Annotated in this window: 21 protein-coding genes; 4 read left to right on the forward strand and 17 right to left on the reverse strand. The window is 68.0% G+C overall.

Annotated elements, in window-relative coordinates:
* The first annotated feature begins 27 nt into the window (after positions 1–27).
* Positions 28–951 (forward strand): glycosyltransferase, encoded by a 924-nt coding sequence (locus JHW48_RS14185; protein ID WP_170152338.1) that lies wholly within the window; start codon positions 28–30, stop codon positions 949–951.
* A gap of 3 nt (positions 952–954) precedes the next feature.
* On the opposite strand, the gene JHW48_RS14190 is transcribed toward JHW48_RS14185, so the two are convergent.
* The 13 genes from JHW48_RS14190 to JHW48_RS14245 form a co-directional block, all read right to left on the reverse strand.
* The gene (locus JHW48_RS14190) at positions 955–2058 is read right to left on the reverse strand and encodes a flagellar basal body P-ring protein FlgI (RefSeq protein WP_119887190.1); all 1104 of its coding nucleotides are present in this window, start codon (positions 2056–2058) and stop codon (positions 955–957) included.
* Positions 2055–3071: a flagellin gene (locus tag JHW48_RS14195; protein WP_119887189.1), complete on the reverse strand. Its 1017-nt coding sequence runs from the start codon at positions 3069–3071 to the stop codon at positions 2055–2057. The genes JHW48_RS14190 and JHW48_RS14195 overlap by 4 nt, the downstream gene beginning before the upstream one ends.
* Before the next feature lie 4 nt (positions 3072–3075).
* Complete coding sequence (flgK, locus tag JHW48_RS14200; RefSeq protein WP_119887188.1) at positions 3076–4521, reverse strand: flagellar hook-associated protein FlgK; 1446 nt, start codon at positions 4519–4521, stop codon at positions 3076–3078.
* Positions 4522–4557: 36 nt separating this feature from the next.
* Positions 4558–5682 carry a flagellar hook protein FlgE gene (locus JHW48_RS14205; protein WP_336390892.1) on the reverse strand — a complete coding sequence of 375 codons (1125 nt, stop codon included), beginning with the start codon at positions 5680–5682 and terminating at the stop codon, positions 4558–4560.
* A complete protein-coding gene (locus JHW48_RS18700; protein WP_419182391.1) occupies positions 5604–5858 on the reverse strand; it encodes a flagellar basal body protein in 255 nt (84 codons plus the stop codon). The genes JHW48_RS14205 and JHW48_RS18700 overlap by 79 nt, the downstream gene beginning before the upstream one ends.
* A 75-nt stretch (positions 5859–5933) precedes the next feature.
* The gene (locus JHW48_RS14210) at positions 5934–6707 is read right to left on the reverse strand and encodes a flagellar motor protein MotB (RefSeq protein WP_119884676.1); all 774 of its coding nucleotides are present in this window, start codon (positions 6705–6707) and stop codon (positions 5934–5936) included.
* A gap of 78 nt (positions 6708–6785) precedes the next feature.
* Complete coding sequence (locus JHW48_RS14215) at positions 6786–8000, reverse strand: phenylacetate--CoA ligase family protein (protein ID WP_119884675.1); 1215 nt, start codon at positions 7998–8000, stop codon at positions 6786–6788.
* A gap of 10 nt (positions 8001–8010) precedes the next feature.
* Entirely contained in the window at positions 8011–8835 is an 825-nt protein-coding gene (locus tag JHW48_RS14220; protein ID WP_119884674.1) for an ABC transporter ATP-binding protein, read from the reverse strand.
* A gap of 57 nt (positions 8836–8892) precedes the next feature.
* Complete coding sequence (locus tag JHW48_RS14225; protein WP_119884673.1) at positions 8893–10173, reverse strand: ABC transporter substrate-binding protein; 1281 nt, start codon at positions 10171–10173, stop codon at positions 8893–8895.
* A 48-nt stretch (positions 10174–10221) separates the two neighbouring features.
* The gene (locus JHW48_RS14230) at positions 10222–11298 is read right to left on the reverse strand and encodes a branched-chain amino acid ABC transporter permease (protein WP_119884672.1); all 1077 of its coding nucleotides are present in this window, start codon (positions 11296–11298) and stop codon (positions 10222–10224) included.
* Positions 11299–11377: 79 nt separating this feature from the next.
* Complete coding sequence (locus JHW48_RS14235; protein WP_119884671.1) at positions 11378–12361, reverse strand: branched-chain amino acid ABC transporter permease; 984 nt, start codon at positions 12359–12361, stop codon at positions 11378–11380.
* A 30-nt stretch (positions 12362–12391) separates the two neighbouring features.
* Positions 12392–13207: an ABC transporter ATP-binding protein gene (locus JHW48_RS14240; RefSeq protein WP_419182419.1), complete on the reverse strand. Its 816-nt coding sequence runs from the start codon at positions 13205–13207 to the stop codon at positions 12392–12394.
* 2 nt (positions 13208–13209) lie between these two features.
* The gene (locus JHW48_RS14245) at positions 13210–15186 is read right to left on the reverse strand and encodes an AMP-binding protein (RefSeq protein ID WP_119884669.1); all 1977 of its coding nucleotides are present in this window, start codon (positions 15184–15186) and stop codon (positions 13210–13212) included.
* A gap of 175 nt (positions 15187–15361) precedes the next feature.
* On the opposite strand from JHW48_RS14245, the gene JHW48_RS14250 reads away from it, so the two are divergent.
* Both JHW48_RS14250 and JHW48_RS14255 read left to right on the forward strand, forming a co-directional pair.
* Positions 15362–17272, forward strand: coding sequence for a PAS-domain containing protein (locus JHW48_RS14250; protein ID WP_119884668.1), 1911 nt, complete (start codon positions 15362–15364; stop codon positions 17270–17272).
* Positions 17269–17970 (forward strand): response regulator transcription factor, encoded by a 702-nt coding sequence (locus JHW48_RS14255; RefSeq protein ID WP_119884667.1) that lies wholly within the window; start codon positions 17269–17271, stop codon positions 17968–17970. Before JHW48_RS14250 ends, JHW48_RS14255 begins: the two co-directional genes overlap by 4 nt.
* A gap of 190 nt (positions 17971–18160) precedes the next feature.
* Here JHW48_RS14255 and JHW48_RS14260 read toward each other — a convergent pair whose 3' ends face one another.
* Positions 18161–19603 carry an aldehyde dehydrogenase family protein gene (locus JHW48_RS14260; protein ID WP_205961839.1) on the reverse strand — a complete coding sequence of 481 codons (1443 nt, stop codon included), beginning with the start codon at positions 19601–19603 and terminating at the stop codon, positions 18161–18163.
* Positions 19604–19744: 141 nt separating this feature from the next.
* Here JHW48_RS14260 and JHW48_RS14265 point away from each other — a divergent pair, with 141 nt between their 5' ends.
* Positions 19745–20401, forward strand: a complete 657-nt coding sequence (locus JHW48_RS14265; RefSeq protein ID WP_119884665.1) for a peroxiredoxin — start codon at positions 19745–19747, stop codon at positions 20399–20401.
* On the opposite strand, the gene JHW48_RS14270 is transcribed toward JHW48_RS14265, so the two are convergent.
* The 3 genes from JHW48_RS14270 to pnp form a co-directional block, all read right to left on the reverse strand.
* Positions 20380–21375: a glycosyltransferase family 8 protein gene (locus JHW48_RS14270; RefSeq protein ID WP_119884664.1), complete on the reverse strand. Its 996-nt coding sequence runs from the start codon at positions 21373–21375 to the stop codon at positions 20380–20382. The two genes, JHW48_RS14265 and JHW48_RS14270, sit on opposite strands and share 22 nt — an antisense overlap.
* 7 nt (positions 21376–21382) lie before the next feature.
* Positions 21383–22174 carry a hypothetical protein gene (locus JHW48_RS14275; protein ID WP_119884663.1) on the reverse strand — a complete coding sequence of 264 codons (792 nt, stop codon included), beginning with the start codon at positions 22172–22174 and terminating at the stop codon, positions 21383–21385.
* Between the two features lie 121 nt (positions 22175–22295).
* Positions 22296–24437, reverse strand: a complete 2142-nt coding sequence (gene pnp, locus JHW48_RS14280) for a polyribonucleotide nucleotidyltransferase (RefSeq protein ID WP_119884662.1) — start codon at positions 24435–24437, stop codon at positions 22296–22298.
* Positions 24438–24490 lie beyond the last annotated feature (53 nt).

Consider the following 24490-nt stretch of genomic DNA (forward strand, 5'->3'; position numbering starts at 1 on the left):
CGCATCATTTCGGGGAAAGGGGCTGCAGTGTCGCCTCATGTCGTCATCCTGCTGGCCAGCTACAACGGCGCGGCGCATCTGCAGGTCCAGCTGGACAGCATCGCGGCGCAGGACTGGCCGCGCTGGTCGCTGATCCTGTCGGATGACGGATCGACCGACGCCACCCGCGACCTGGCCCTGGCCTTCGCCGCGACGCGGCCCGCGGGCCAGGTCACGGTGATCGACGGCCCGCGCCAAGGGGCCACGATGAACTTCCTGTCGGCGCTGGACCATGTGCCCGACGGGGCCTGGGCGGCCTTCTGCGACCAGGACGACCGGTGGTTCCCCGACAAGCTGTCCCGCGCGGTCGAGGCCTTGGGCACGGATCCGCGCCCCGGCCATTACGCCGCGCGCACCATCATCGCCGATCCCGATCTGAACCCGATCCGGCCATCGCGGCGGTTCACGCGCCCGCTCGGGCTGCGCAACGCGCTGGTCCAGGCCTGCATGGCGGGCAACAGCTCGGTCTTCAACGCGGCGGCTGTGCGGGTGCTGCGCGATGCGGCGCCCGCGGCGCGGCGGGCGGGGGTGATCTCGCATGACTGGTGGGCCTATCAGCTGATGGCGGCCAGCGGCGCGCGGCTGATCCATGATCCGCGGCCCTGCCTGCTCTATCGTCAGCATCAGGCCAGCGAGGTCGGTCGCAACGACACCATCCCGGCCATGACCGCCCGCCTGCGCCGCCTGATGGCGGGCGATTTCGGGACCTGGCTGCGGGCGAATTATGACAGCCTTGCCGCGCTGGATCTGCCGCCGGACAGCCGGGACCTGCTGGCGCGCCTGGACGGCGTCATGCGCAATCCCCCGCCGCGGGCCGTGATCGACCTGCGACGGGGGGGGTTCTATCGTCAGACCCGCGCGGGCACGGCGGCGCTGTGGCTGTCGGCGATGACCGGCGCGCTGCGGGCCTGAGCGTCACTCCACGATCAGGTCCGCATGCAGCGCGCCTGCGGAATGGATCGATTTCAGGATGTCGATCATGTCGCGCGGGCGCACGCCCAGGGCGTTCAGCCCCTCGACCAGATCGCTGAGATTCGTCTCGCCCGCGACCTCGACGAAGCCGATGCCCGGCTCCTGCGTGATGTCGACGGCGGTGCGCGGCACGGTCACCGTCGCCCCCGCGGCAAAGGGGTTGGGCTGTGACACGACCGGCGCCTCGGCCACGCGCAGGGTCAGGTTGCCCTGCGACACCGCCACGCGCGAGATGCGGACCCGTTCGCCCACCACGATCGTGCCCGACTTGTGGTCGATGACGACCTTGGCGCGGTCCTCGGGCTCGATCAGCAGGTTCTCGATGCGACCGACGACGCGGGCCGGGTTCACCGCGCCCAGGTTGCGGAAATTGACCAGCACCGTCCCGCTGTCCAGCGTGACGGCCAAGGGGCTGTTGAAGTCGCGGTTGATCGCGTCCTCGACCCGGGTGGCGGTCGTGAAATCCGCGTTGCGCAGCGCGATGCGGATGTCGTTGATCCCGGCAAAGTCGAACTCGACCTCGCGTTCGACCCGGGCGCCGACCGGGATGCTGCCGGTGGTGGGCACGCCCTCGACCACCCGCGCGGCATCGCCCTGGGCCGAGGCACCGCCCGCGATGATCGACCCCTGCGCCACGGCATAGATATTGCCGTCCGCGGCCTTCAGGGGCGTCATCACCAAGGTTCCGCCTAGCAGGCTCTTGGCATCGCCGATGGCCGAGACATTGACGTCGATCCGGCTGCCCGACCGGGCGAAGGGCGGCAGCGTGGCCGTGACGATCACCGCCGCCACGTTCTTGGACCGCAGCGCGTCATCGGTGACGTTGACGCCCAGCCTTTCCAGCAGGCCGGCCAGCATCTCCTCGGTGAAGGGGGCGTTGCGCATCCCGTCGCCGGACCCGTCCAGGCCCACGACCAGGCCGTAACCGACCAGGTCGTTGCCGCGCACGCCGTCGAAATCGGCCAGGTCCTTGATGCGGACCGGAACGGCCAGTGCCGCGCCCGCGACGGCGATCCACAGGATCAGGGCATTCAGGAGCGTTCTCACCGCAGATAATCCACCAGCTTGAGTTTCGACAGCCGCGCCGTCACCGCATAAAGCGATTCCAGCTGGTTCTGCACCTCGGTCAGCGCGGCGGCGGTCTCGAAGGGATCGGCGCCGCGGATGTCGGACCGGGCGCGGTTCAGGCTGTTCAGGGTCGAGGTCCCGGTGACGGAGGCCTGTTCGACGGTCTGCTGGGCCAGGCCCACGCGACCCATCTCGGTCAGGATCTGCGAATCGGCCGAGACCATCTGCCGTCCGGCGGCGGAGAGCAGCTGGTGCCGCTCGGCCAGGTTGCCGGCCAAGGCGCCGCGATCGACCAGGGCGGCGGTCGCCAGGCCCTTCAGGATGTCGCGCACGGCGGGCGACGCGCCGGTGGTGCCCATCTCGACCACGCTGCCCTCGCCCACCGCGATGCGCTGCGCGGACCCGAGCGTGCCGAAATAGGCCGTGTCCAGATAGCCCCCGCCCCCGGCGGGCGCGTCGAACCAGGCGGCGACCGCGGTCGCGATGTCATCGGCGGTGGTCATCCCGGCGGTCAGCGCCTGCAAGCTGTCCAGGATCTGGCCCGGCTCGGCGATGGGGCGGATGTCGGGCGCCTCGCCCGCCAGCAGGTGGCGGTTCGCATGGGTGCCGTTCAGCTTCTGGATCACCGATTCGAAGACCTGGGCGGCCTCGGCGCTGCGGGTCTGGACGACCATCGGCGTGGTCGAGAACGGGTCGCTGGCCATGCCGAGGCCCAGCTGGGTCGTGATCAGGCGGACACCTTCGAACATGTCCTGGACCGCCTGCAGGCGCGCGCCGGCATCCGATCCGTTGCGGCGCAGCTGGGTGGCGATCTCGATCCGCGTCTCGATGTCGTGCAGGGCGCGGGTGTTGCCGTCCAGCCGGGCGCCCAGATCGGCGACCTGGCCCGACGCGACCTCCTGCGTCAGGGTGGCCAGCGTGGTCTTGATCCGGTTCGATGCGAGGCTCAGGGCAAAGGATCGCGCCTGGTCGCCGATACTGTTCAGGGTCATGGCCTCAGATCCTCAGAAGCTGCTTGATCATTTCATCGACCGCGACAAGGACGCGGGCATTGGCGGCATAGGATTGTTCGTATTGCAGCAGGCGCTGCATCTCGGCATCGGTATCGACCCCGTCGGCCATGATGCTGGAGGTGATCGTCGCCTGGCGGCTGGTGCGGATGGCCATGTCGGCCTGCGCCTCGACCCGGCGGGTCGAGACCCGCGATTCCACCGTGCCGAAGCGCGAGGCCAGGCTGCCTTGGCCGACGAAGCTGCTGCCGGCCTCCGGGGGGCGGTTGCGGTCCAAGGCCTCGGCCAGCGCGGTCAGGACGGCGGAATGGCCCGTGGGTTCGGGCGACGCGGCGGCCAGGCCCGCGCGCAGGCGCCACAGCGCCCCGCCCTGGCCCGGGTCGATGGCGGCATTGACCGCGATGCGGCCGGCCAGCCCCGTGACGGTGGCGGCCGTCGCCGGGTCGCCGCGATCGGTGAACAGGTCCGGATCGCCCGCCCCCAGGCTGGGATCGATCGCCGGATCGGCCAGGCGCTGATGCAGCTCGAAGGCCATGTCGTCCAGCTCGGCCTGCAATTCGGGGCCCAGCTGATCGCGGATCTGGAACTGCGCCGCCAGCGATCCGCCGCCAAACAGCCGCATCTGAGCAGGCTCCAAGGGCTGGCCGTTCAGCGACAGCAGCTGCAGGGGCGCGCCCACGACCTGGCCCGCGGTGACCTGGTCGGCCCCCTCGAAGCCCAGCTTGGCGGGCACGCTGCCATCCAGCAGCACCGCCCCCTCGGCGGTGAAAAGCGCGACCTTGCCGGCATCGCGCGGGACCTCCTGGACGGGGACGATGCGGGCGATGCGGTCGATCATCTGCTGGCGTTCGTCGATCAGCGGGCTGGCATCCTTGCCATCCGCATCCAGGATCGCGATGCGCGCGTTCAGATAGGCGACCCGTTCCAGCGAGGTGTTCAGCGTCGCCACATCCGCGGCGATCCCCTGCTGGGCTGCGCCGCGCGCGGTCTGGACAGCCTCGGATGCGGCGTTCAGGCCGCGGGCCAGGGCCGAGGCCGTGCTGGCCACCTGGGCCAGCCGGATCTCGTCATCCGGGCGGGTCGCGGCGGCGCTGAGCGCGGTCTGAAAGCTGGTCAGCGCGCTGGACAGCGACCCCGCCTCGCCCGGCAGGCCGATGACCTTTTCCATCCGCAGCTGAAAGTTCGCGCGCACCGAGACGTCGCCCACCGCCGATGCCGCCAGGCGCGATTCCGACAGCAGGCTGGCATTGACGATCCGCGTGATGCCGTCGATCCGCACCCCCCCGCCCAGCAGCTGGGCGGTGACGGCCAGGTCGCGCCGGGCATAGCCGGGCGTCATCACGTTGGCCAGGTTCGCGGCCACGGTCTCGGTGCCCCGCGCGGTGGCCGTCAGGCCCGACATGGCGTTGGAAATGGCTTTGGCGATGCTCATCGGCTGCCCCCTTCAGGATCTCCGCGCGGCGGTCTATCAACGCTTGATGTTGGTGGTTTCCTGCAGCATCTCGTCCACGGTCTGGATGATCTTGGCATTCGAGGAATAGGCCCGCTGCGTCGTGATCAGATGCGTCAGCTCCTGCGCGATATCGGTGGTCGAGGCCTCGCGCGCATAGCCCGCGATCTCGCCCGTGGGGCCGTCCCCGGCATCCCACAGGAAGAACCCGCCCGATGCGGGCGAGACCTTGAAGGCCTGGCCCTGCACCGCGACCAGCCCGTTGGGATTGGGCACGTCCACGACCGGGATCTTGTAGAGCGCCTTGACGAAGCCCGTGTCATAGGTCGCCATGACATAGCCCTGCGCATCGACCTCGACCGTCAGCAGCTGGCCCACCGGCGATCCGTTCTTGGCGATGTTCGAAGGCGAGAAGCTGGAGGCCAGCTGCTTCAGCCCCGAGGTCCCGCCCGGCACGCCGATCGCCAGGTCGATCCGGCCGCCCCCCACGGTCAGCGGGATGCTGCCCGTCGCGGGGTCATAGGGATCGCCGGTCAGCGTGGTCACGGTGGCCAGCGCACCGCCGGCCCCCTGGCTGTCGTCGAAGGTCACGCGGAAGGACGCGATCATCGCGTCGTTCGAGGCGCTGTCGCGGATCTCGACCACCCAGGCATTGGACATGCCGGCCGCCACGGTCGTGTCGGGGATGAAGGTCACGTCCAGCGATTCCGAGGTGCCCAGATTGCCGAAATATTCGACCTTCAACGGCAGGGCCGCGCCCGATCCGGTGGGCAGAGTCTCCAGCGCGGGCAGGTTCGCGCCCAGCATCACCTGGGTCGTGGGGTCGCTGACGGGGCGGTTGGTGTCGATGCGGATCGGCTCCAGCGCGGCCGAGGTGTCGCGCGCGACCAAGGGCATGGTGCCGTCGGGCAGCGTGGGCCAGCCCATCAGCACCAGACCGCTGTCGGTGCGCAGCAGCCCTTCGGCATCGGGCCGGAACGCCCCCGTCCGCGTCATCAGCATCGAGGGCTGACCATCCCCCCGCGCATCGTTCAGCGTGGTGATCGGCAGCATGCCCCGGCCCGTCATCGCCAGGTCCAGCGGATGCGAGGTGGTGACGATCGCCCCGTCCTGGGTGACCACGCGCTGCGTCGATGCCCGCACGCCCCCGCGGTATAGAGCCCCGCCCCCTGCCCCACGACCAGCGAGTTGAAATCCGTCTCGACCCGCTTGTAGCCGAAGGTCGAGGCATTCGCGATATTGTCCGAAATGGTCCCAAGGCGCGACGAATTGGCCGCAAGGCCAGCCACGCCGGCATTCATCGCAGAGGAGATCGACATGGGCAGTCACCTTTCTGATTCAAGCTTGGCGACCACCCTGCGGGACAAGACTTAAGATAAGGATAATCCCCGCCCCTATCTCAGTAAAATCAGTTCGATCCGGTTGTTGCGCGGGTCCATCGGATTGCCCGACCGGTTCTTGCGGTCGGCATAGCCGCTGACCCGCTGGACCCGTCTGCCGTCGAATCCCTGCTGTTCCAGCAGGTTGCGGACGGTATGGGCGCGGGCATCCGACAGGGGCCAGACGGGCGACGCGACCAGCGTCTCGGGATAGGCGCGCACATGACCCGAGATCGCCACGTCGTTGCGCACATGCCCCAGGATCTGGGCCAGGATCGCGGCCAGCTGGGTCAGCGCGGGCTGGGGCTGGGCGGTGTCCTCGACGAACAGGGGCGATTCGGTCAGGTCGCCCAGCTCGATCACCAGCCCCTCGTCGGTCATGCGCGTCACCACATGCTGCAGCAGGTTGGTCAGCTGGGAGGATTCTGCCCCCGTGCCGGTCAGGCTGTCCTGGATGGCGCGGGCGATCTCCTCGAAATCGCCGGCGGCCTCGGTCTGGGGCATGGCCGGATCGACCGCATGCTGCTGGGCCGTCGCATCGCCGTCGCCGCCCCGCCCGGTGGCCGAGGGCGACTGCATGATCGTGGGCGAGAAGTAATCCGCCAGCCCGCTGCGCTGTTCCTCGGTCGTGGCGTTCAGCAGCCACATCATCAGGAAGAAGGCCATCATCGCGGTCACGAAATCCGCATAGGCGACCTTCCATGCCCCGCCATGATGGCCGCCATCGCCCGACGCCTCGATGCGCTTGATGATGATCGACGGCCCGTTCAGGCCCTTGTCCGCAGCCATGATGACACCCCTTGTTCCGGTCAGGTCCCATCTGGCCCCGGCAGGGGGTTACGAACAAGTTAACGGATCAAATGCCCCTTATTCATAGTGGCGGCGATCCTCGATGACCTTGCCGTCATTGGGCAGGCTGCCGGGCGCCACCAGCTGCACGTCGCCGCGCATCTTCAGCACCTCCATGACCGAGGCCGCGTAATCGCCGCCCTGCCCCGCCGTCTCCAGCTGGACGGTCATCACGTCCATCTCTCCCTGGCGGTCGGCGATGACGCGGGCGCGCGACACGTCCCCATGCCGCGCGACCAAGGCCGCGACCTGTTCGGGGCGCACGAACATGCCCTTGATCTTGGTGGTCTGATCCGCGCGGCCCATCCACCCCTTGATGCGCATGTTGGTGCGACCACAAGGGCTGGTGCCCGCCATCACCGCCGACAGATCGCCCGTGGCGAAGCGCACCAGCGGATAGTCGGGGTTCAGCGTGGTCACCAGGACCTCTCCGACCTCGCCCTCAGGGACCGGATCGCCGGTGCCGGGGCGCACGATCTCGACGATCACGCCCTCATCGACGATCATCCCCTCCAGCGCCTCGCTCTCATAGGCGATATTGCCCAGATCGGCGGTCGCATAGCATTGCCGCGTCACGATCCCCCGATCCGCATAGAGCGCGCGCAGCGACGGGAACAGCGCGCCGCCGCCCACCACCGCCTTGGTGAAGGACAAGACCTCGCCCATCTCGTCGGCGCGGTCCAGGATCACCTTGAGGAAATCGGGCGTGCCCGCATAGCAGGTCGTGCCGATGTCGACCGCCGCGCGGACCTGCAATTCGGTCTGGCCGGTGCCCGCGGGCAGAACGGCGGCATCCACCGCCCGCGCGCCCGATTCGAACATCATCCCCGCAGGCGTCAGGTGATAGCCGAAACAGTTCTGCACGATATCCCCGCGCCCCACGCCCGAGGCATGCAGGAACCGCCCCAACCGCCACCAGTCGCCGTCCCGCCGCCCGGGCTCGTAGATCGGGCCGGGGCTCTGGAAGACATGGTCGAACTCGGCGGCAAGGCGCGTGGTGAATCCCCCGAAGGGCGGCGATTTCCGCTGCGCCTCGGACAGCTCGGCCTTGCGGATCACCGGCAGTCGGGCCAGCGCGGCACGGTCGGTCACGGATGCCGGGTCCACATCGCGCAAAAGGCGTGCCAGCGCGGGCGCGGTGCGGGCGCGTGACAGCGCCTGCGGCAGGGCCTGGGCCAAGGCATCCTCGCGCTGGCCCGGATCGCGCGTTTCCAGTTCGTCGTAATATCCCATGATGACCCCCTCAGGCCAGCCAGCGCTTGCGCCGGCGATAGCTGCGCACGTCGCGGAAGGATTTGCGTCCCTCATCCGACATGCCCAGATAGAATTCCTTGACGTCCGGGTTCTCGCGCAGCTGGGCTGCCGGACCCTCCATCACCACGCGGCCATTCTCCAGGATATAGCCCTGATGGGCATAGCGCAGCGCGACATTGGTGTTCTGCTCGGCCAGAAGGAAGGTGACGCCCTCGCCTTCGTTCACGGCCTTGACGATCTGGAAGATCTGCTCGACCAGCTGCGGGGCCAGGCCCATCGACGGCTCGTCCAGCAGGATCATTTGCGGGCGCGACATCAGCGCGCGCCCCATCGCGGTCATCTGCTGCTCGCCGCCCGAGGTGTATCCGGCCTGGCTCTTGCGCCGCTCGCGCAGGCGCGGGAAATAGTCATAGACCATCTCCAGGTCGCGCTTGATCGCGGCGGCCCCGTCGCGGCGGGTGTAGGCGCCGGTCAGCAGGTTCTCCTCGACCGTCAGATGCTCGAAGCAGTGGCGGCCCTCCATCACCTGGATGACGCCGCGGCGGACCAGGGCGGCCGGGTCCAGCGCGGTGATCGCCTCGCCCCGATAGGTGATGGAGCCCTTGGTCACCTCGCCCCGTTCGCTGGCCAGCAGGTTCGAGATCGCCTTCAGCGTCGTCGTCTTACCCGCCCCGTTGCCGCCCAGCAGAGCGGTGATGCCGCCCTTGGGGACGGTCAGGCTGACGCCCTTCAGGACCAGGATGACGTGGTTGTAGATCACCTCGATATTGTTGACGTCCAGCAGCGTCTCGGTCCGGGTCTCGGCGTCGAACATGGCGGTCTCCTCTGGGGTCTGGGCCGGCGGCGGAGGACCGCCGCCGGCAGCATCGGGTCACTCGCAGCGCGTCTGGATGCCCGCCTCGGCGGCATAGTTCGCGCTGTCCTCGGCGATCAGCGGGTCGAGGATCTCGGCATCGGGCTCGATGAAGTCGGTGATCAGCGACCAGCTGGCCTCGGAGGCGCTCCACTGCTGCACGCGGGCCAGGCCGTCGCCGCCGTGGTTCTCGCAGGACAGCGCGATGGGCGCGCCGAAATCGGGCAGGCCCAGCTCGGCCATGCGCTCGGCGGTGATCTCCAGCGCCTCGAAGCCGTCGCGCATCTGCGCGGGCGTGATCTCGGATGTGCCGGCCAGCTCCTGCGCCTTGGCGATGGCCTCGGCGATGACCAGCGCGGAATAGGCGCCGCGCGAATAGAGCACGCTGCCCGCCTGATCGCCCGCACCCGCGGCCTTGCCCGCGTCATAGACATATTGCTGCAGGTCGTCATAGAGCGGATAGTCGCGCCCCACCCCGTGGAAGGTCAGCGCCTTGTAGCCATCCGCCCCGGCCCCCGCCGCGCGCACGTCGTTCTCCGATCCCGACCACCAGATGCCGATGAACTTGTCCATCGGAAAGCGGATGTTCACGGCCTCCTGGATGGCGACCTGGTTCATCACGCCCCAGGCATACATGATCACGTAATCAGGCCGGTCGCGGCGGATCTGCAGCCATTGGGATTTCTGTTCCTGGCCCGGCGCATCGACCGGCAGCAGGCTGAGTTCGAACCCATGCTTCTGGGACAGCTCCTCCAAGGTGCGGATCGGCTCCTTGCCATAGGCGCTGTTGTGATAGACCAGCGCGATCTTCTTGCCGGACAGATCGCCCCCCTCCTGGTCCAGGATGTGCTTGACCGCGACCGAGGCCCCGTCCCAGTAGTTCGCGGGCGCGTTGAACACCCATTCAAAGACCGCGCCGTTCTTGGCCGAGGTCCGCCCGTAGCCCGGCGTGTACAGCGGGATGCCGTCCTGCGTGATCCGCGGGATCAGCTGATAGGTGATCCCGGTGGAGAGCGGGTTCAGCACCAGCGGGCTTTGTCCGCGCAGCGATTCATAGCACTCGACGCCCTTTTCGGTGTTATAGGCGGTCTCGCATTCGGGGACCTGCACCAGCTGGCCGCCGATGCCGCCGTCCCGCTCGTTCAGCAGCGTGAAGTAGTCGGCGAAGCCATCGGCATAGGGGATGCCGTTCGCGGCATAGGGCCCGGTCCGATAGGACATGTTGGGCACGATCAGGTCGGCCAAGGCCGGGCTTGCGACCATCATCGTGGTGGCCAGGGCGGCAAGGGTCAGTTTCATTGCGGGGTCTCCTCCCAGAGATGCGATGCCGGTTGCCCGGTTCTTCGGTTAGTGCGGAAACGGCCAGAGCCGCAGCTTGTCCTTGGCCAGGCGCCACAGGCGCGCCAGGCCGTGCGGCTCGACGATCAGGAAGGTCACGATCAGGGCGCCCACGATCATCAGCTCGATATGGGCGGCCAGATCGGTGGGCCAGCCCATGCTGCCGACCAGGAAGTTCTTCAGCAGGACCGGCATCAGCACCATGAAGGCCGCACCGGCAAAGCTGCCGAAGATGCTGCCGAGGCCGCCGATGATGATCATGAACAGCACCAGAAAGCTCTTGTTGATGCCGAAGGCCTCGCCGACCTCGGCCGCGCCCAGATAGACCGCGAAGAGAAGCGCGCCCGCGACGCCCACGAAGAAGCTGGAGACCGCAAAGGCCGAGAGTTTCGCGCGCAGCGGGTTCACGCCGATGATCTCGGCCGCGATGTCCATGTCGCGGATGGCCATCCATTTGCGCCCCAGGCTGCCGCGGGTCAGGTTGCGCGCGACCCAGGCCAGCACGAAGGCGAAGACCAGGCAGATCAGGTATTTCGCGGGCGCGCTGGCGGCGGGGCCGGTCACGGCCTGGTCGAAGACCGTGCGCGTCGGCGCGGTGATCTGGCCCGAGGCGGAATAGTTGTAGAACCACGGCACCTTGTTGAACAGCCAGACCAGGAAGAACTGCGCGGCCAGGGTGGCCACGGCCAGGTAGAAGCCCTTGATCCGCAGGCTGGGCAGGCCGAAGAGCACGCCGACCGCGGCGGTGATGCCCCCCGCCAGCAGGATGTGGATGACGATGTTCACGTCGGGAAAGCTGGTCATCAGCTTGTAGACCGCATAGGCGCCCACCGCCATGAAGCCCCCGGTCCCCAGACTGACCTGACCCGCATAGCCCGTCAGGATGTTCAGCCCCAAGGCGGCGATCGCGTAGATCAGGAAGGGCACCATCACGGCATTGGCCCAGTAGTCGTTGATGACGAAGGGGATGATCCCGAAGGCCACGGCCAGGATCGCGTAATATCCCCAACGGTCCAGCCGGATCGGGAAGGTCTGGCTGTCATCCCGGTAGCTGGTCTTGAAGTCGCCTGCCTCGCGATAGATCATTGGATGTTCCTTTCAGCGCGGTCAGCGGGGGCCAGCCCCCGCACCCCCGGGGTATTTCTGCAACGAAGAAGCGCCATGGTCACACCCGCTCGATGATGCGTTCGCCGAACAGGCCCTGGGGTCGGAAGACCAGGAAGATCAGCGCCAGGACATAGGCGAACCAGTTTTCCGTCGCGCCGCCGACCATGGGGCCGATCGAGAATTCGAACAGTTTCTCGCCCACCCCGATGATCAGCCCCCCCACGATGGCGCCGGGGATCGAGGTGAAGCCGCCCAGCATCAGCACCGGCAGCGCCTTGAGCGCGATCAGCGACAGGCTGAACTGGACCCCCGATTTCGTGCCCCACATGATGCCCGCGACCAAGGCCACGAAGCCCGCGATCGACCAGACCATCACCCAGATGAAGCGCAGCGAGATGCCCACCGACATCGCCGCCTGGTGGTCGTCGGCCACGGCGCGCATGGCGCGTCCCTGCTTGGTGTATTGCGCGAAGGCCACCAGCGCCGCGACCAGCATCGCCGCGATCAGCGTGGCCCAGAGGTCCAGCCGGTCGATGAAGAAGCCGTAGCCGAACCAGTTGGCCGTGATCTCCTCGATCGGGTCCGAGATGCCCTGCGGCAGGCCCACATCCAGCGTCTTGATGTCGGCGCCCCACATGACGTCGCCCAGGCCTTCCAGGAAATAGGCCAGGCCGATGGTCGCCATGAAGAGGATAATCGGCTCCTGCCCCACAAGGTGCTGCAGGACCAGCTTTTCGATGACGAAGGCCAGCCCCACCATGACCAGCGCGGTCAGCGCGATGGCCAGGACCGCAGGCACCGTCCAGCCGAAATGATGCAGCTGGGTGCCGAAGACCGCGTTGATCAGATGCGCGAAGGGGACCTGGCCGTTCTGGATGCCCACCAGCGTCAGCGCCGCGAACAGCGCCATCACCCCCTGGGCATAGTTGAACACCCCCGAGGCCTTGAAGATCAGCACGAAGCCCAAGGCCACCAGCGCATACATGACCCCGGTCATCAGGCCGTTCATCACGACCTCCAGGCCAAAGATGAATTGATCCATCACGCGGTTCCTTTCAGGTCAGACGGGCGCTCAGTCATGGGCCACCCCCAGATAGGCGTCGATCACCGCCTGGTTGCTGCGCACCTCGGCGGGGGTGCCGTCGCCGATCTTCTTGCCGTAATCCATCACGACCACCCGGTCGCTGAGGTCCATGACCACGCCCATGTCATGTTCGATCAGGCAGATCGTGGTGCCGAATTCGTCGTTCACGTCGAGGATGAAGCGGGACATGTCCTCCTTCTCCTCGACATTCATGCCGGCCATCGGCTCGTCCAGCAGCAGCAGGTTGGGTTCCGCCGCCAGCGCGCGGGCCAGCTCGACCCGCTTCTTCAGGCCGTAGGGCAGACGGCCCACGGGCGTCTTGCGGATGTTCTGGATCTCGAGGAAGTCGATGATGCGTTCGACCGCGGCGCGGTTCTCGATCTCCTCGCGCTCGGCCGCGCCCCACCAGAGGGCCTGGGACACGAACCCGGCCTTCATCTTGTTGAGCCGGCCGGTCATGATGTTGTCCAGGACCGACATCCCCTCGAACAGGGCGATGTTCTGGAAGGTGCGGGCGATGCCCAGGCGCGCGACCTGATAGGGTTTCATCGCCGGGCGCGGCCGGCCCTTGAAGATGACCTGCCCCTCCTGCGGGTTGTAGAAGCCCGAGATGATGTTCAGCATCGACGACTTGCCCGCCCCGTTCGGGCCGATGATCGCGCGGATCTCTCCCTGGCGGATGTCGAAGCTGATGTCCTTGATGGCCACCACGCCGCCGAAGCGCAGGGTGATGTTTCGCAGCTCCATCACCACGGGGCCGATCTGGCGGCCGTCGGCGGTCATGTATCCGTCCTGGGTGACCATGTTCATTCCGCCGCCGCCTTCTGCCGGGCCGCGTCGCCGAAGACGCAGGCATCCTCGATGCGCAGGGTCGCGCTGATCGCGCCCTTGCGGCCATCCTCATAGGTGACCTCGGTCCGGGTATGGCGGCTGGACGATCCGTCATAGAGCGCCGTGACCAGGTCGTGATACTTCTCGGTGATGACGGCGCGGCGGACCTTGCGGGTGCGCGTCATCTCGCCGTCATCGGGGTCCAGTTCCTTGTGCAGCACCAGGAAGCGATGGACCTGGCAGCCCGACAGCATCGGGTCCTGCGCGACCGAGGCGTTCACCGCCTCGACATGGGCGCGGATGGTCTCGTAGACCTGCGGATGGCCGGCCAGCTCCTGATAGCTGCCATAGGCGATGTTGTTGCGTTCGGCCCAGTTGCCCACCGCGGTCAGGTCAATATTGATCATCGCGGTGCAGAAATCGCGGCCGTTGCCGATGACCACGGCCTCCAGGATGTTGGGATAGAACTTCAGCTTGTTTTCGACATATTTGGGGGCGAACATCGACCCGTCGGCCATGCGGCCCACATCCTTGGCGCGGTCGATGATGCGCAGATGGCCGGTCCCCTCCTCGAAGAAGCCCGCGTCGCCCGTGGCGACCCAGCCCTCGGCATCCTTGGTCGATGCGGTGCTGTCGGCATTCTTGTAATATTCGACGAAGGTGCCGGGACTGCGGTAATAGACCTCGCCATTCTCGCCGATGCGGACCTCGACGCCGGGGCTGGGCACGCCGACCGTGTCCGAACGCACCTGCCCGTCGGGCTGCTGTGTGATGAGGACCGAGGCCTCGGTCTGGCCGTAGAGCTGCTTCAGGTTGATGCCCAGGCTGCGGTAGAAATCGAAGATCTCGGGGCCGATCGCCTCGCCCGCGGTATAGCCCACGCGGACACGCGACAGGCCCAGGCTGTTCTTCAGCGGGCCGAAGACGAAGATCTTGCCTAGCGCATAGGCGATGCGGTCGCCCAGGGACACCGTCTTGCCGTCCAGCAGCGCCGGGCCCGCGCGGTTCGCCACCGCCATGCCGCGCCGGAACAGCCAGCGCTTCAGGCGGCTGGCATCCTCCATGCGGATCATCACGGATGTCAGCTGACCCTCGAAGACGCGCGGCGGCGCGAAGAAATAGGTGGGCCCGATCTCGCGCATGTCGGTCATCATCGTATGCGCGCCCTCGGGGCAGTTCACGGTGAATCCCGACCACATCGCCTGACCCATCGAGAAGATGAAATCGCCGACCCAGGCCATGGGCAGATAGGCGACGATCTCCTCGACCTCGGTCAGGCGGTCGAATTCGGCGGTGTTGCGGGCGGTCTCGATGATGTTGCGGTTGGACAGGACCACGCCCTTGGGCTTGCCCGTCGTGCCGCTGGTATACAGCATCACGCAGGTGCTGTCGTAATCCAGCCCCGCGATGATCGCGTCCAGGCGCGGGCCCAGGGACCCCGCCTCGGCCCGGCCCTGCGCCTGCAGATCGGCCAGCGAGACCATGTTGGCATGGTCGTATTTCCTGAGGCCCCGCCCGTCGGTATAGACGATGCGCGCGCCGGCGCCGGTGGTCTGTTCGACCTCCAGCACCTTGTCGACCTGTTCCTGATCACCGCACAGCACGAAGCGCGCCCCGCAATGGTCCAGCACATAGGCCATCTCGGCCGCGACCGCGTCCTGATAGAGCGGCACCGGCACCGCGCCGCACATCTGCGCGGCGATCATGCCCCAGTAGTGATGCGGCCGGTTGCGCCCGATGATCGCCATGTGATCGCCGGGCTTCAGCCCCTGCGCCATCAGGCCCAGGGCCAGGGCGCGGACCTCCTCGGCGGCCTGGGCCCAGGTCCAGCTCTGCCAGATCCCGTATTCCTTCTCGCGATAGGCGGGGCGGTCCCCGAACCGGGCGACGTTGCGCGCCAGCAAGGCGGGCACGGATTGAAGATCGCCCTGGGGCGTCGGCTGATGGGTCATCTGTCCTCCCTCAAGGCGCTGCGGCACCCGGCCTTGGCGACACCTCCCCGTGTCGTTTCGGCCCGCCCAGACTTGGCGCCAATCCTTGCGCCAGTTTTTCCCGATTCCAACGAAATGTTACACCGCTTTCGCGGATCGCGGCCCGGTGGTAACCCTGTGCCCGGAGGAAGACCCCATGACCCCTGACGGCCGGCCCCTGCCCGTGGACGCGATCCGCGACGACCTGACCCTGTCGGGGCTGAACCTGATCGGCCAGGCGCTGTCGATCTTCGACGCCGATCTGCGGCTGGCGGTGGCCAACCGGCAGTATCAGGCGATGTTCGACCTGCCCGACGCGCTGACCCGTCCCGGCACGCATTTCGAGGACACGATCCGCTATCTGGCCCGGCGCGGCGAATATGGCCGGGTCATGGACCCCGAATCGGCGGTGGCGCTGCGCGTGGCCCAGGCCCGGACCTTTCAGCCGCATTACTTCGAACGCGAACGCGCAGACGGCCGGTGGGTCGCGGTCGAGGGGGCGCCCCTGACCCAAGGGGGCTGGGTCACGGTCTATACCGACATCACCGACATCAAGCGCCAGGAATCGCTCTTGCGCGCGCGGTCGGACGCGCTGTCCGAACAGGTGCTGCGGAATGCCGAACGGCTGGCGGCGGCCAACCGCAAGCTGGCTGCGACCAACGCGGCCCTGTCCGAGGCGCAGCGCGTCCTGACCCGGACCGAGGCGCGCACCCGGCAGGTGACGGAAATGGTCCCCGCCCATATCGCGCATATGGATGCGGGATACCGCTACACCTTCTCGAACCGGCGGCTGCCGGTGGTCTTTCCGGGCGCTGCGGGCGACATCGTCGGGCTGACGCTGGACCAGGCCCTGGGGGCGGCCACGGCCGAGACGCTGCGCCCCTTCATGGACCGCGCCTTGGCGGGCGAGCCGCAGGTCTTCGAGATCACGCATCCCACATCCGGGCGGCGCATCCGCATCGCGCTGACGCCCGATCGCGACGGCCAGGGGGTCTATATCCTCTCCACCGATGTCAGCGCCGAGGTGCAGGCCCGCGAGGCCTTGGCCCATGCCGCGCGGCGCAACCTGGCGGCGCGGCTGACATCGGGCATGGCGCATGATTTCGGCAACCTGCTGACGATCATCCTGGGCCTGCAGGCGCGGCTGGCGGCGCGCGACCTGCCGCCCGACGCGGCCGAGGACGTGCATGGCACCCTGGCCGCCGCCCGTCGGGGGGCGGCGCTGCTGGACCGGCTGGCGCGGATCACCGGGGCGCGCGAACCCGCGCTGGAGCCCACGGATGTCGCGGCCCTGCTGGGCGATCTGGCGGCGCTGGCCCGGCCCTCGCTGGCCGAGGGCACGCGACTGGACCTGGCCCTGTCCCTGCCTGCGGGGCAGTTGCTGGTCGATCCGGGCGCGCTGCAGGATTCCGCGCTGAACCTGATCCTGAACGCCAATGCCGCGATCGCGCCGCCAGGCGTCATCACGCTGAAGGCCCGGCGCAACGGCGACTGGCTGGAGGTGACGGTGGGCGATACCGGCCCGGGCTTCACCCCCGAGGCGCTGACCCGCGCGACCGAGCCCTTCTTCACCACCAAGAAGGGCCAGGGATCGGGGCTGGGCCTGTCCATGGTCTATGACCAGACCAAGATGGTCGGCGGCACGATGCGCCTGTCGAACGGGCCGCGCGGCGCGCAGGTGATGCTGCGCCTGCCATGGCGGCCCGTGGCGCGACGCATGGTCCTGCTGGTCGAGGATGACGACCAGATCCGCGCCGAGGTCCGCGACCAGCTGACCGCGATCGGCCATGCGGTGATCGAGGCCGCGACCCTGACCGAGGCCCGCGCCCTGGCCGATCTGCCGGGGCTGGAGGTGATCCTGTCCGACCTGCAGCTGGGCGACGGGCTGGGCACCGATCTGGCGGATGCGCTGCCCGCCGGGGTGGCGCTGGTGCTGATGACCTCGCTGCCGCCGGGCGATCCGCTGCGGGCGGCGGCCAAGGGGCCGGTCCTGACCAAGCCCTTCACCCCGTCCCGGCTGGCCGCCATCCTGGCCGCCCCCGACCGTCCCGAACCGGAGGCCCCATGACCGATGCCCCGCTGATCGCCGTCCTGGATGACGAACCCGAGATCCGCCGGCTGCTGGCCGCGGCGCTGGAACAGGCCGGGTTCCGCACCCAGAGCTTCGGCCGCGCCACCGAGTTCGAGGCCGCCCTGCGGCGCATCACGCCCGATGCCTGCCTGATCGACCTGGGCCTGCCCGACCGCGACGGGCTGGCGCTGGTCCACCGGCTGGCGGCGGATAGCGGGGCGGCGATCATCATCGTCTCGGGGCGCGCGCAGGTCCAGGACCGGGTGACGGGGCTGGAGCTGGGGGCGGACGACTACATCACCAAGCCCTTCGAGCCGGCCGAGGTGGTGGCCCGCATCCGCGCCCGCCTACGCCGCCCGGCGCAAGGCGCGGCCAGCCGGCCCCAGACCCTGCGTTTCGCGGGCTGGACGGCGGATTTCGACCGTTACCTGCTGATCGCGCCGGACGGGGCCGAGACGCCGCTGAGCCATGCCGAGGCCGAGGTGCTGCGCATGTTCACCGACAATCCCCGGCGCCTGATCACCCGTTCGCAGATGCTGGAGACCTTGGGCGGCACCGCGGGCGACAGCTTCGACCGGGCGATGGATGTGCGCATCTCGCGGCTGCGGACCAAGCTGGGCGAGGACCCCAAGAACCCGCGCCTGATCAAGACGATCTATGGCGCGGGATACATCTTTCTGGCCGAGATCGGCTGAGACCCCCGCCACCGCTATGGGCTGCGAAAGCCGCCCCCCATCGAGGGGGGCGGCTTTCGCGCGTGGCACGGGTCGTGCCCCGCGGTCCCCATCCCCCGGGCGCGGGTTTCGGGCGGCGCGCTGGCAAGGGGGGTCCGGGGGGACGGGACGTCCCCCCGGCCTCCGCCTGCCCCAGGGGGCAGGCCGGGTCTCAGGCGTCGCGGTCCCACCCGCTGATGGCCTTGCTGTCCATGAACTCCTCCAGCCCCATCACGCCGCCCTCGCGGGCGCGGCCGGATTTCTTGACGCCGCCGAAGGCCGATCCGGCCCCGCGCGATTCGCCGTTCATCTCGACCATGCCCGACCGCAGCTGACGCGCCACCCGGTTGCGCCGGGCGCCGTCCTGGCTCTGGACATAGTTCGTCAGGCCGTAGGGCGTGTCATTGGCGATGGCCACGGCCTCCTCCTCGCTGTCGAAGGGGATGATAGACAGGACCGGGCCGAAGATCTCCTGCTGCGCGATGGTCATGTCGTTGGACACGTCGGCAAAGACCGTGGGCCGCACGAAATAGCCGCGATTGACGCCCTCGGGCAGGCCGGTGCCGCCCGCGACCAGGCGTGCGCCCTCGTCGATGCCCGCCTGGATCAGGTCCTGGATCTTGGACCACTGGTCCTTGCTGACCACCGGGCCGATATGACGCCCCGGCTGATGGGCCGATGCGACGCCCGTCTCCTCGGCCACGCGGGCCGCCACCTCGACCGCGCGGTCATAGGCCGAGCGTTCGACCAGCATCCGCGTCGGTGCGTTGCAGGACTGGCCCGTGTTGTAGAAGCAGTGCCGCGCGCCCCGCACCACCGCCTTGTCGTCGGCATCGGCGAAGACGATATTCGCCCCCTTGCCGCCCAGCTCCAGCACGACCTTCTTCAGGCTGTCGGCCGCCGCCTTGCTGATCGCGATGCCGGCGCGGGTCGATCCGGTGAAGCTGATCATCTCGACATCGGGATGCACGGTCAGCTGGCTGCCCACGCCCGCCCCGTCGCCGTTCACCAGGTTGAAGACGCCCGGCGGCACGCCCGCCTCGTCCAGCACCTCGGCAAAGACCAGCGAGGACAGGGGCGCGATCTCGGACGGTTTCAGCACGCAGGTATCGCCCGCCAGCAGCGCCGGGATGACCTTCAGCGTGACCTGGTTCATGGGCCAGTTCCAGGGCGTGATCAGCCCCACGACGCCCACCGGCTCCCATGCGACCATGCTGGTCGGGGCGTGATCCCCGAGCGGTCGGACGAACCGGAAATCCTTGAAGGCGGCGATGAAGTTGCGGATATGCGACGACCCGGCCTCGGCCTGGTCGGCCAAGGCCATGTCCTGCGGCGCGCCCATCTCCAGGCTGGTCGCGCGGGCGATGTCGGGCTTGCGCCGCTCATAGACCTCCAGGATCCGTTCGACGACGGCCAGGCGGTCCTCGGGCGGGGTCGCGGACCAGGACGGAAAGGCGCGTTTGGCCGCGGCCACCGCCCGGTCCGTATCCGCCTGATCGCCGAGCGAGATCACGGCCACGGCCTCCTCGGTCGAGGGGTCGATCACCTCCAGGTCGCGCGCCGCCGCAGGGTCGACCCAGGCCCCGTCGATGTAGAATTTCCGTTTGTCCAGCAGATCGGCCATGACATCCTCCTGTTCCTTGTCCCGGCAAAGCCTGTCACCCCGGCGCCGCATCCGCAAGGGCGCCGGGGCACTGGCAATCCGCGCCGCCTGACCTATGTTGAGCCGGAAGGACATCAACCGAAAGGACGCCACATGTCATTGCGCATCGGCGACACCGCCCCCGATTTCACCGCCGAATCCACCGAAGGCCAGATCCGGTTCCACGACTGGATCGGCGACAGCTATGCGATCGTCTTCAGCCATCCGCGCGACTTCACCCCGGTCTGCACGACGGAATTCGGCGCGGTGGCCCAGCTGGCCCCGGAATTCGAGAAGCGCGGCACCAAGGTGCTGGGCGTGTCCGTGGACAGCGTCGACGACCACCACAAATGGAAGGCCGATATCGGCAAGGTCGCGGGCGTGCCGGCGAATTTCGCCATCATCGACGACAGCGACCTGACCGTGGCCAAGGCCTATGACATGCTGCCCGCCGAATACTACCTGCCCTCCGAAGGCCGCACGCCCGCGCATTCGGCGACGGTCCGCACGGTCTTCATCATCGGGCCGGACAAAAAAGTCCGGCTGACCATGACCTATCCGATGTCCGTGGGCCGCAACTTCGCCGAGATCATGCGCGCGCTGGACGCGGTGCGAAAGACCGACGGCGTGCCGCTGGCCACCCCCGCCAACTGGGTGCCGGGCCAGGACGTGATCGTCGCCCTTTCGCTGGATGACAAGGCCGCCGAGGACCGATTCGGGCCGCTGGACATCAAGCTGCCCTATCTGCGCTATGCCAAGGATCCCGCCTGATCCATCGCGCTGGCCCGTGCCTTGGCGCGGGCCAGATAGGCGCGGGCGACCGTGCCGTTCATATGGGCCAGCATCCAGCGCCGCATCCGGTATTTGCGCCGCCGCATGGCCACCCCCAGATACATCTTGCGGTCCCGGTTCAGCAAGGACAGGCGCCGGCGCAGCGGCAGCTGGCGGCGCGGCGGCATCAGGTCCGCGATGCGGCGGGCGTGGAACTGCCAGATCGCGCCCAGGCTGGTCGGCAGGATCCAGGGCTTGTTGTTGACCACGTAATGCACGACCGCGGGCGCATCGGGAAAATCGGCCGCCTGCTTGTAGGATCCGGGATCGGAATAGGTGTTGAATCGCGCCTCCAGCGGCAGGATGCGCCCATGGGCCGCGATGTTGATCGCGGACTGATCCTCGCTCAGCAGCGGGCGCTCCGGGTCCGACAGCAGCTCCAGACAGCGGGCGGCCACGCCCTCGCGCCGCCAGACCGGCAGGTTCATGACCAAGAGCCCCGCATTGACATAGCTGCCGATGACATGGCCGGTGGCGGCGACCTCGACCGGGTCGGGGCTGGGGCAGGGCACGGCGGCGACCACCGCATCGCCCAGATCGACCCGCGCCAGCAGCGACAGGTCGTCCATCACCACCATGTCGCAATCCATGTAGATGGCGCGGTCCTCGGCCGGGAACAGGTCCGGGATCAGCAGACGCAGATAGGTGCTGCGCGTCAGATGCGACCGCGCGACCGCGATGTGGTCGAAGGCGTCGCGCGCCACCTCGACCCGGTCGATGGAAACCCCCAAGCGGTCGGCCAGCGCATCGATGCGGGCGCGGTTTTCCGGGCCGATCCCCATGTCCAGCACGGCAAAGCGCGCATCGGGGTTGTGAAAGGCCGCCGAGGCGATCAGCACCATCACGCCCGCGGCGTAATTGTCGTCCGATCCGGTCACGATGAACATGGCTGTGGTGTCCTCAATCGCGCTCATGGCCGCATCACCCGGCCATCCAGGCACGGCGTAGCCAGTCGATATTGCCGATGCGCCGATACCACCGGCCCCCGCGCCCGGCAAGCACGTCGGCCATCTTGGGCGCGCCCGCGAACAACACGATCCTGGCACCGGGCGGGCAGGCCGGGTCGCGCAGCCAGCTGGCCGGCCCGCGCCCGACGCAGTGGTTCTTGAAGCTGACGCACCAGTCGCGCGGCCAATAGGTCATCGCCCCCTGCCCGTCCAGGATGTCGCTGACCATCTGCTGTTCATGCTCGTATCGGTCGGCCGCGGCGCCGGGATCGGCCAGATAGCGGTCCAGCACCTCCGGATGGCTGCCGATGACGAAGCGGAAGACCGAGGTATTGCCGACCATGTGCAGGAACCGGTCGCGCGCGGGGTTGATCCGGCGCAGGGGCTTGGGGCGGAACAGGTCGTCGTCGCGGATGATGCAGACATCGCCCGGATGGTCCAGGAACGGCCCCAGATCGCCCAGCACCACCAGGTCCAGATCCAGAAACAGCGCCGTCCCCGACAGGGGCGCACCCGGTCCGCCCAGATCGCGCCGGAACAGCGCCAGCTTGCGCCAGCGCGTGTCGCCCCGCCCCGGCGGCAGGCCCAGTTCCGGCAGGGGCAGCGGCTCGACCCGCGCATCCAGCCCCGCGGGATCGTCGGTGAAGCAGATGAAGCGATGCGGCCGGTCCAGGTGCCGCGCCACCTGCGCGGCCAGCCGGTTCACGTCCTGCGCCGAATAGAGCGTGCCCCATTTCATCGTCAGGATCTTCAGACCATCGTCCATTGCCGGGCTTTCCCTTGGGGCTTCGGGTCAATCTGTCGCATGGCGCGGCCGGGGTAAAGCCGCCCGGAACGCGAAAGGCCCCCGCATGGGGGGCCTTTGCAACAGCGTGGAACGGGTCCGATCACTCGGCGGTCTGTTCCTGCTTCTCGTCGATCTCGGCACCGGTCTCCTGATCGACCATCTTCATGCCCAGACGGACCTTGCCGCGGTCGTCGAAGCCCAGCAGCTTGACCTTGACCTCCTGGCCCTCCTTCAGGATCTCGTTCGGGTGACCCAGACGGCGGTTGGCGATCTGGCTGACATGGACCAGCCCGTCGCGCTTGCCGAAGAAGTTCACGAAGGCGCCGAAATCGACCAGCTTGACCACCTTGCCGGTGTAGATCTTGCCTTCCTCCGGCTCGGCCACGATCGAATAGATCATGTCATAGGCCTTCTTGATCGAATCGGCATTGGCCGAGGCGATCTTGATCACGCCGTCGTCGTTGATGTCGACCTTGGCGCCCGAGACCTCGACGATCTCGCGGATGACCTTGCCGCCCGAGCCGATCACTTCGCGGATCTTGTCGGTCGGGATCTGCATCGTCTCGATGCGCGGCGCGTGCTCGCTGAACTCGCGACGGCCTTCGGTCAGGGCGTTGCCCATCTCGCGCAGGATGTGCAGACGGCCGTCCTTGGCCTGGGCCAGGGCCTGCTCCATGATCTGGGGCGTGATGCCCGCGACCTTGATGTCCATCTGCAGCGACGTGATCCCGTTCTCGGTCCCCGCCACCTTGAAGTCCATGTCGCCCAGGTGATCCTCGTCGCCCAGGATGTCGGTCAACACCGCGAAACGGCCGTCATCCTCCAGGATCAGGCCCATCGCGACGCCGGCGACCGGCGCCTTGAGCGGCACGCCCGCATCCATCATCGACAGCGAACCGCCGCAGACCGACGCCATCGAGCTGGAACCGTTCGATTCGGTGATCTCGGACACGACGCGGATGGTGTAGGGGAAGTCCGTCGCCGCGGGCAGAACCGCCTGCAGCGCGCGCCATGCCAGCTTGCCATGGCCGATCTCGCGGCGGCCGGGGCTGCCCACACGACCCACTTCACCGACCGAATAGGGCGGGAAGTTGTAATGCAGCAGGAAGTTCGAACGCGAATTGCCGTGCAGCGCGTCGATGATCTGCTCATCGTCGCCGGTGCCCAGCGTGGTCACGACCAGCGCCTGCGTCTCGCCGCGGGTGAACAGCGACGATCCGTGGGTGCGCGGCAGGATGCCGACTTCGGACACGATCGGACGGACGGTCTTGGTGTCGCGGCCGTCGATGCGGGCGCCGCCGCTGATGATGTCGCCGCGCAGGATGCCCGATTCCAGCTTTTTCAGCGCCGAACCCAGGTTGGCATCGGCCAGCTCGTCCTCGGTCAGACCGGCCTTCACCTTGTCCTTGGCGGCGGCGATTGCGTCCTGACGCTCGGACTTGTCGCGGATCGCGTAAGCCGCGCGCATGTCGGCCTCGCCCAGCGACTTCACGCGGTTGTAGAGCGCGCTGTAATCGGGCGACTGGAAGTCGAAGGGCTCCTTGGCGGCTTCCTCGGCCAGGTCGATGATCAGGTCGATCACCGGCTTGATCGCGTCATGGCCGAACTTGACCGCGCCCAGCATCTCTTCCTCGGTCAGCTCATAGGCTTCCGATTCGACCATCATCACCGCGTCGGCGGTGCCGGCGATGACCAGGTCCAGGCGCTGTTCGGGGTTGTTGCGCAGCTGGTCCATGTCCTGGACCTCGGGGTTCAGCACGTATTCGCCGTTCGAGAACCCGACCCGCGCACCCGCGATCGGACCCATGAAGGGCACGCCCGAGATGGTCAGCGCGGCACTGGCGGCGATCATCGCGACGATGTCGGGATCGTTGACCAGGTCGTGGCTCAGCACGGTGCACATCACCAGGACTTCATGCTTGAAGCCGGGGGCGAAGAGCGGGCGGATCGGCCGGTCGATCAGGCGCGCGGTCAGCGTCTCCTTCTCCGACGGACGCGCCTCGCGCTTGAAGAAGCCGCCCGGGACCTTGCCGGCGGCATAGTATTTTTCCTGGTAATGCACCGTCAGCGGAAAGAAGTCCTGACCGGGCTTCGGCGCCTTCGCGAAGGTGACGTTGGCCATGACGCTGGTCTCACCCAGGGTGGCGATGACGCTGCCGTCGGCCTGGCGGGCGACCTTGCCCGTTTCCAGCGTGAGCGTTTCCTGGCCCCACTGGATGGATTTCTTCACTTCATCAAACATCGGATGTCCTCTGGGGATGTGCCGGCCCTCCGGCCACCCCGTGTCATATGGCG

The organism is Paracoccus aestuarii, from assembly GCF_028553885.1.
GTDB classification, from domain to species: domain Bacteria; phylum Pseudomonadota; class Alphaproteobacteria; order Rhodobacterales; family Rhodobacteraceae; genus Paracoccus; species Paracoccus aestuarii.

Excerpts from the sequence above, each read along its gene's own strand:
- JHW48_RS14240 (WP_419182419.1), bottom strand. The coding sequence starts at position 13,207 with ATGGTCACCCAGGACGGATACATGACCGCCGACGGCCGCCAGATCGGC.
- JHW48_RS14235 (WP_119884671.1), bottom strand. The coding sequence starts at position 12,361 with ATGGATCAATTCATCTTTGGCCTGGAGGTCGTGATGAACGGCCTGATG.
- JHW48_RS14265 (WP_119884665.1), top strand. The coding sequence starts at position 19,745 with ATGTCATTGCGCATCGGCGACACCGCCCCCGATTTCACCGCCGAATCC.
- pnp (WP_119884662.1), bottom strand. The coding sequence starts at position 24,437 with ATGTTTGATGAAGTGAAGAAATCCATCCAGTGGGGCCAGGAAACGCTC.
- JHW48_RS14270 (WP_119884664.1), bottom strand. The coding sequence starts at position 21,375 with ATGAGCGCGATTGAGGACACCACAGCCATGTTCATCGTGACCGGATCG.
- JHW48_RS14215 (WP_119884675.1), bottom strand. The coding sequence starts at position 8,000 with ATGGGATATTACGACGAACTGGAAACGCGCGATCCGGGCCAGCGCGAG.
- JHW48_RS14250 (WP_119884668.1), top strand. The coding sequence starts at position 15,362 with ATGACCCCTGACGGCCGGCCCCTGCCCGTGGACGCGATCCGCGACGAC.
- JHW48_RS14245 (WP_119884669.1), bottom strand. The coding sequence starts at position 15,186 with ATGACCCATCAGCCGACGCCCCAGGGCGATCTTCAATCCGTGCCCGCC.
- JHW48_RS14225 (WP_119884673.1), bottom strand. The coding sequence starts at position 10,173 with ATGAAACTGACCCTTGCCGCCCTGGCCACCACGATGATGGTCGCAAGC.
- JHW48_RS14210 (WP_119884676.1), bottom strand. The coding sequence starts at position 6,707 with ATGGCTGCGGACAAGGGCCTGAACGGGCCGTCGATCATCATCAAGCGC.
- JHW48_RS14275 (WP_119884663.1), bottom strand. The coding sequence starts at position 22,174 with ATGGACGATGGTCTGAAGATCCTGACGATGAAATGGGGCACGCTCTAT.
- JHW48_RS18700 (WP_419182391.1), bottom strand. The coding sequence starts at position 5,858 with ATGTCGATCTCCTCTGCGATGAATGCCGGCGTGGCTGGCCTTGCGGCC.
- JHW48_RS14195 (WP_119887189.1), bottom strand. The coding sequence starts at position 3,071 with ATGACCCTGAACAGTATCGGCGACCAGGCGCGATCCTTTGCCCTGAGC.
- JHW48_RS14220 (WP_119884674.1), bottom strand. The coding sequence starts at position 8,835 with ATGTTCGACGCCGAGACCCGGACCGAGACGCTGCTGGACGTCAACAAT.
- JHW48_RS14255 (WP_119884667.1), top strand. The coding sequence starts at position 17,269 with ATGACCGATGCCCCGCTGATCGCCGTCCTGGATGACGAACCCGAGATC.
- JHW48_RS14230 (WP_119884672.1), bottom strand. The coding sequence starts at position 11,298 with ATGATCTATCGCGAGGCAGGCGACTTCAAGACCAGCTACCGGGATGAC.
- flgK (WP_119887188.1), bottom strand. The coding sequence starts at position 4,521 with ATGAGCATCGCCAAAGCCATTTCCAACGCCATGTCGGGCCTGACGGCC.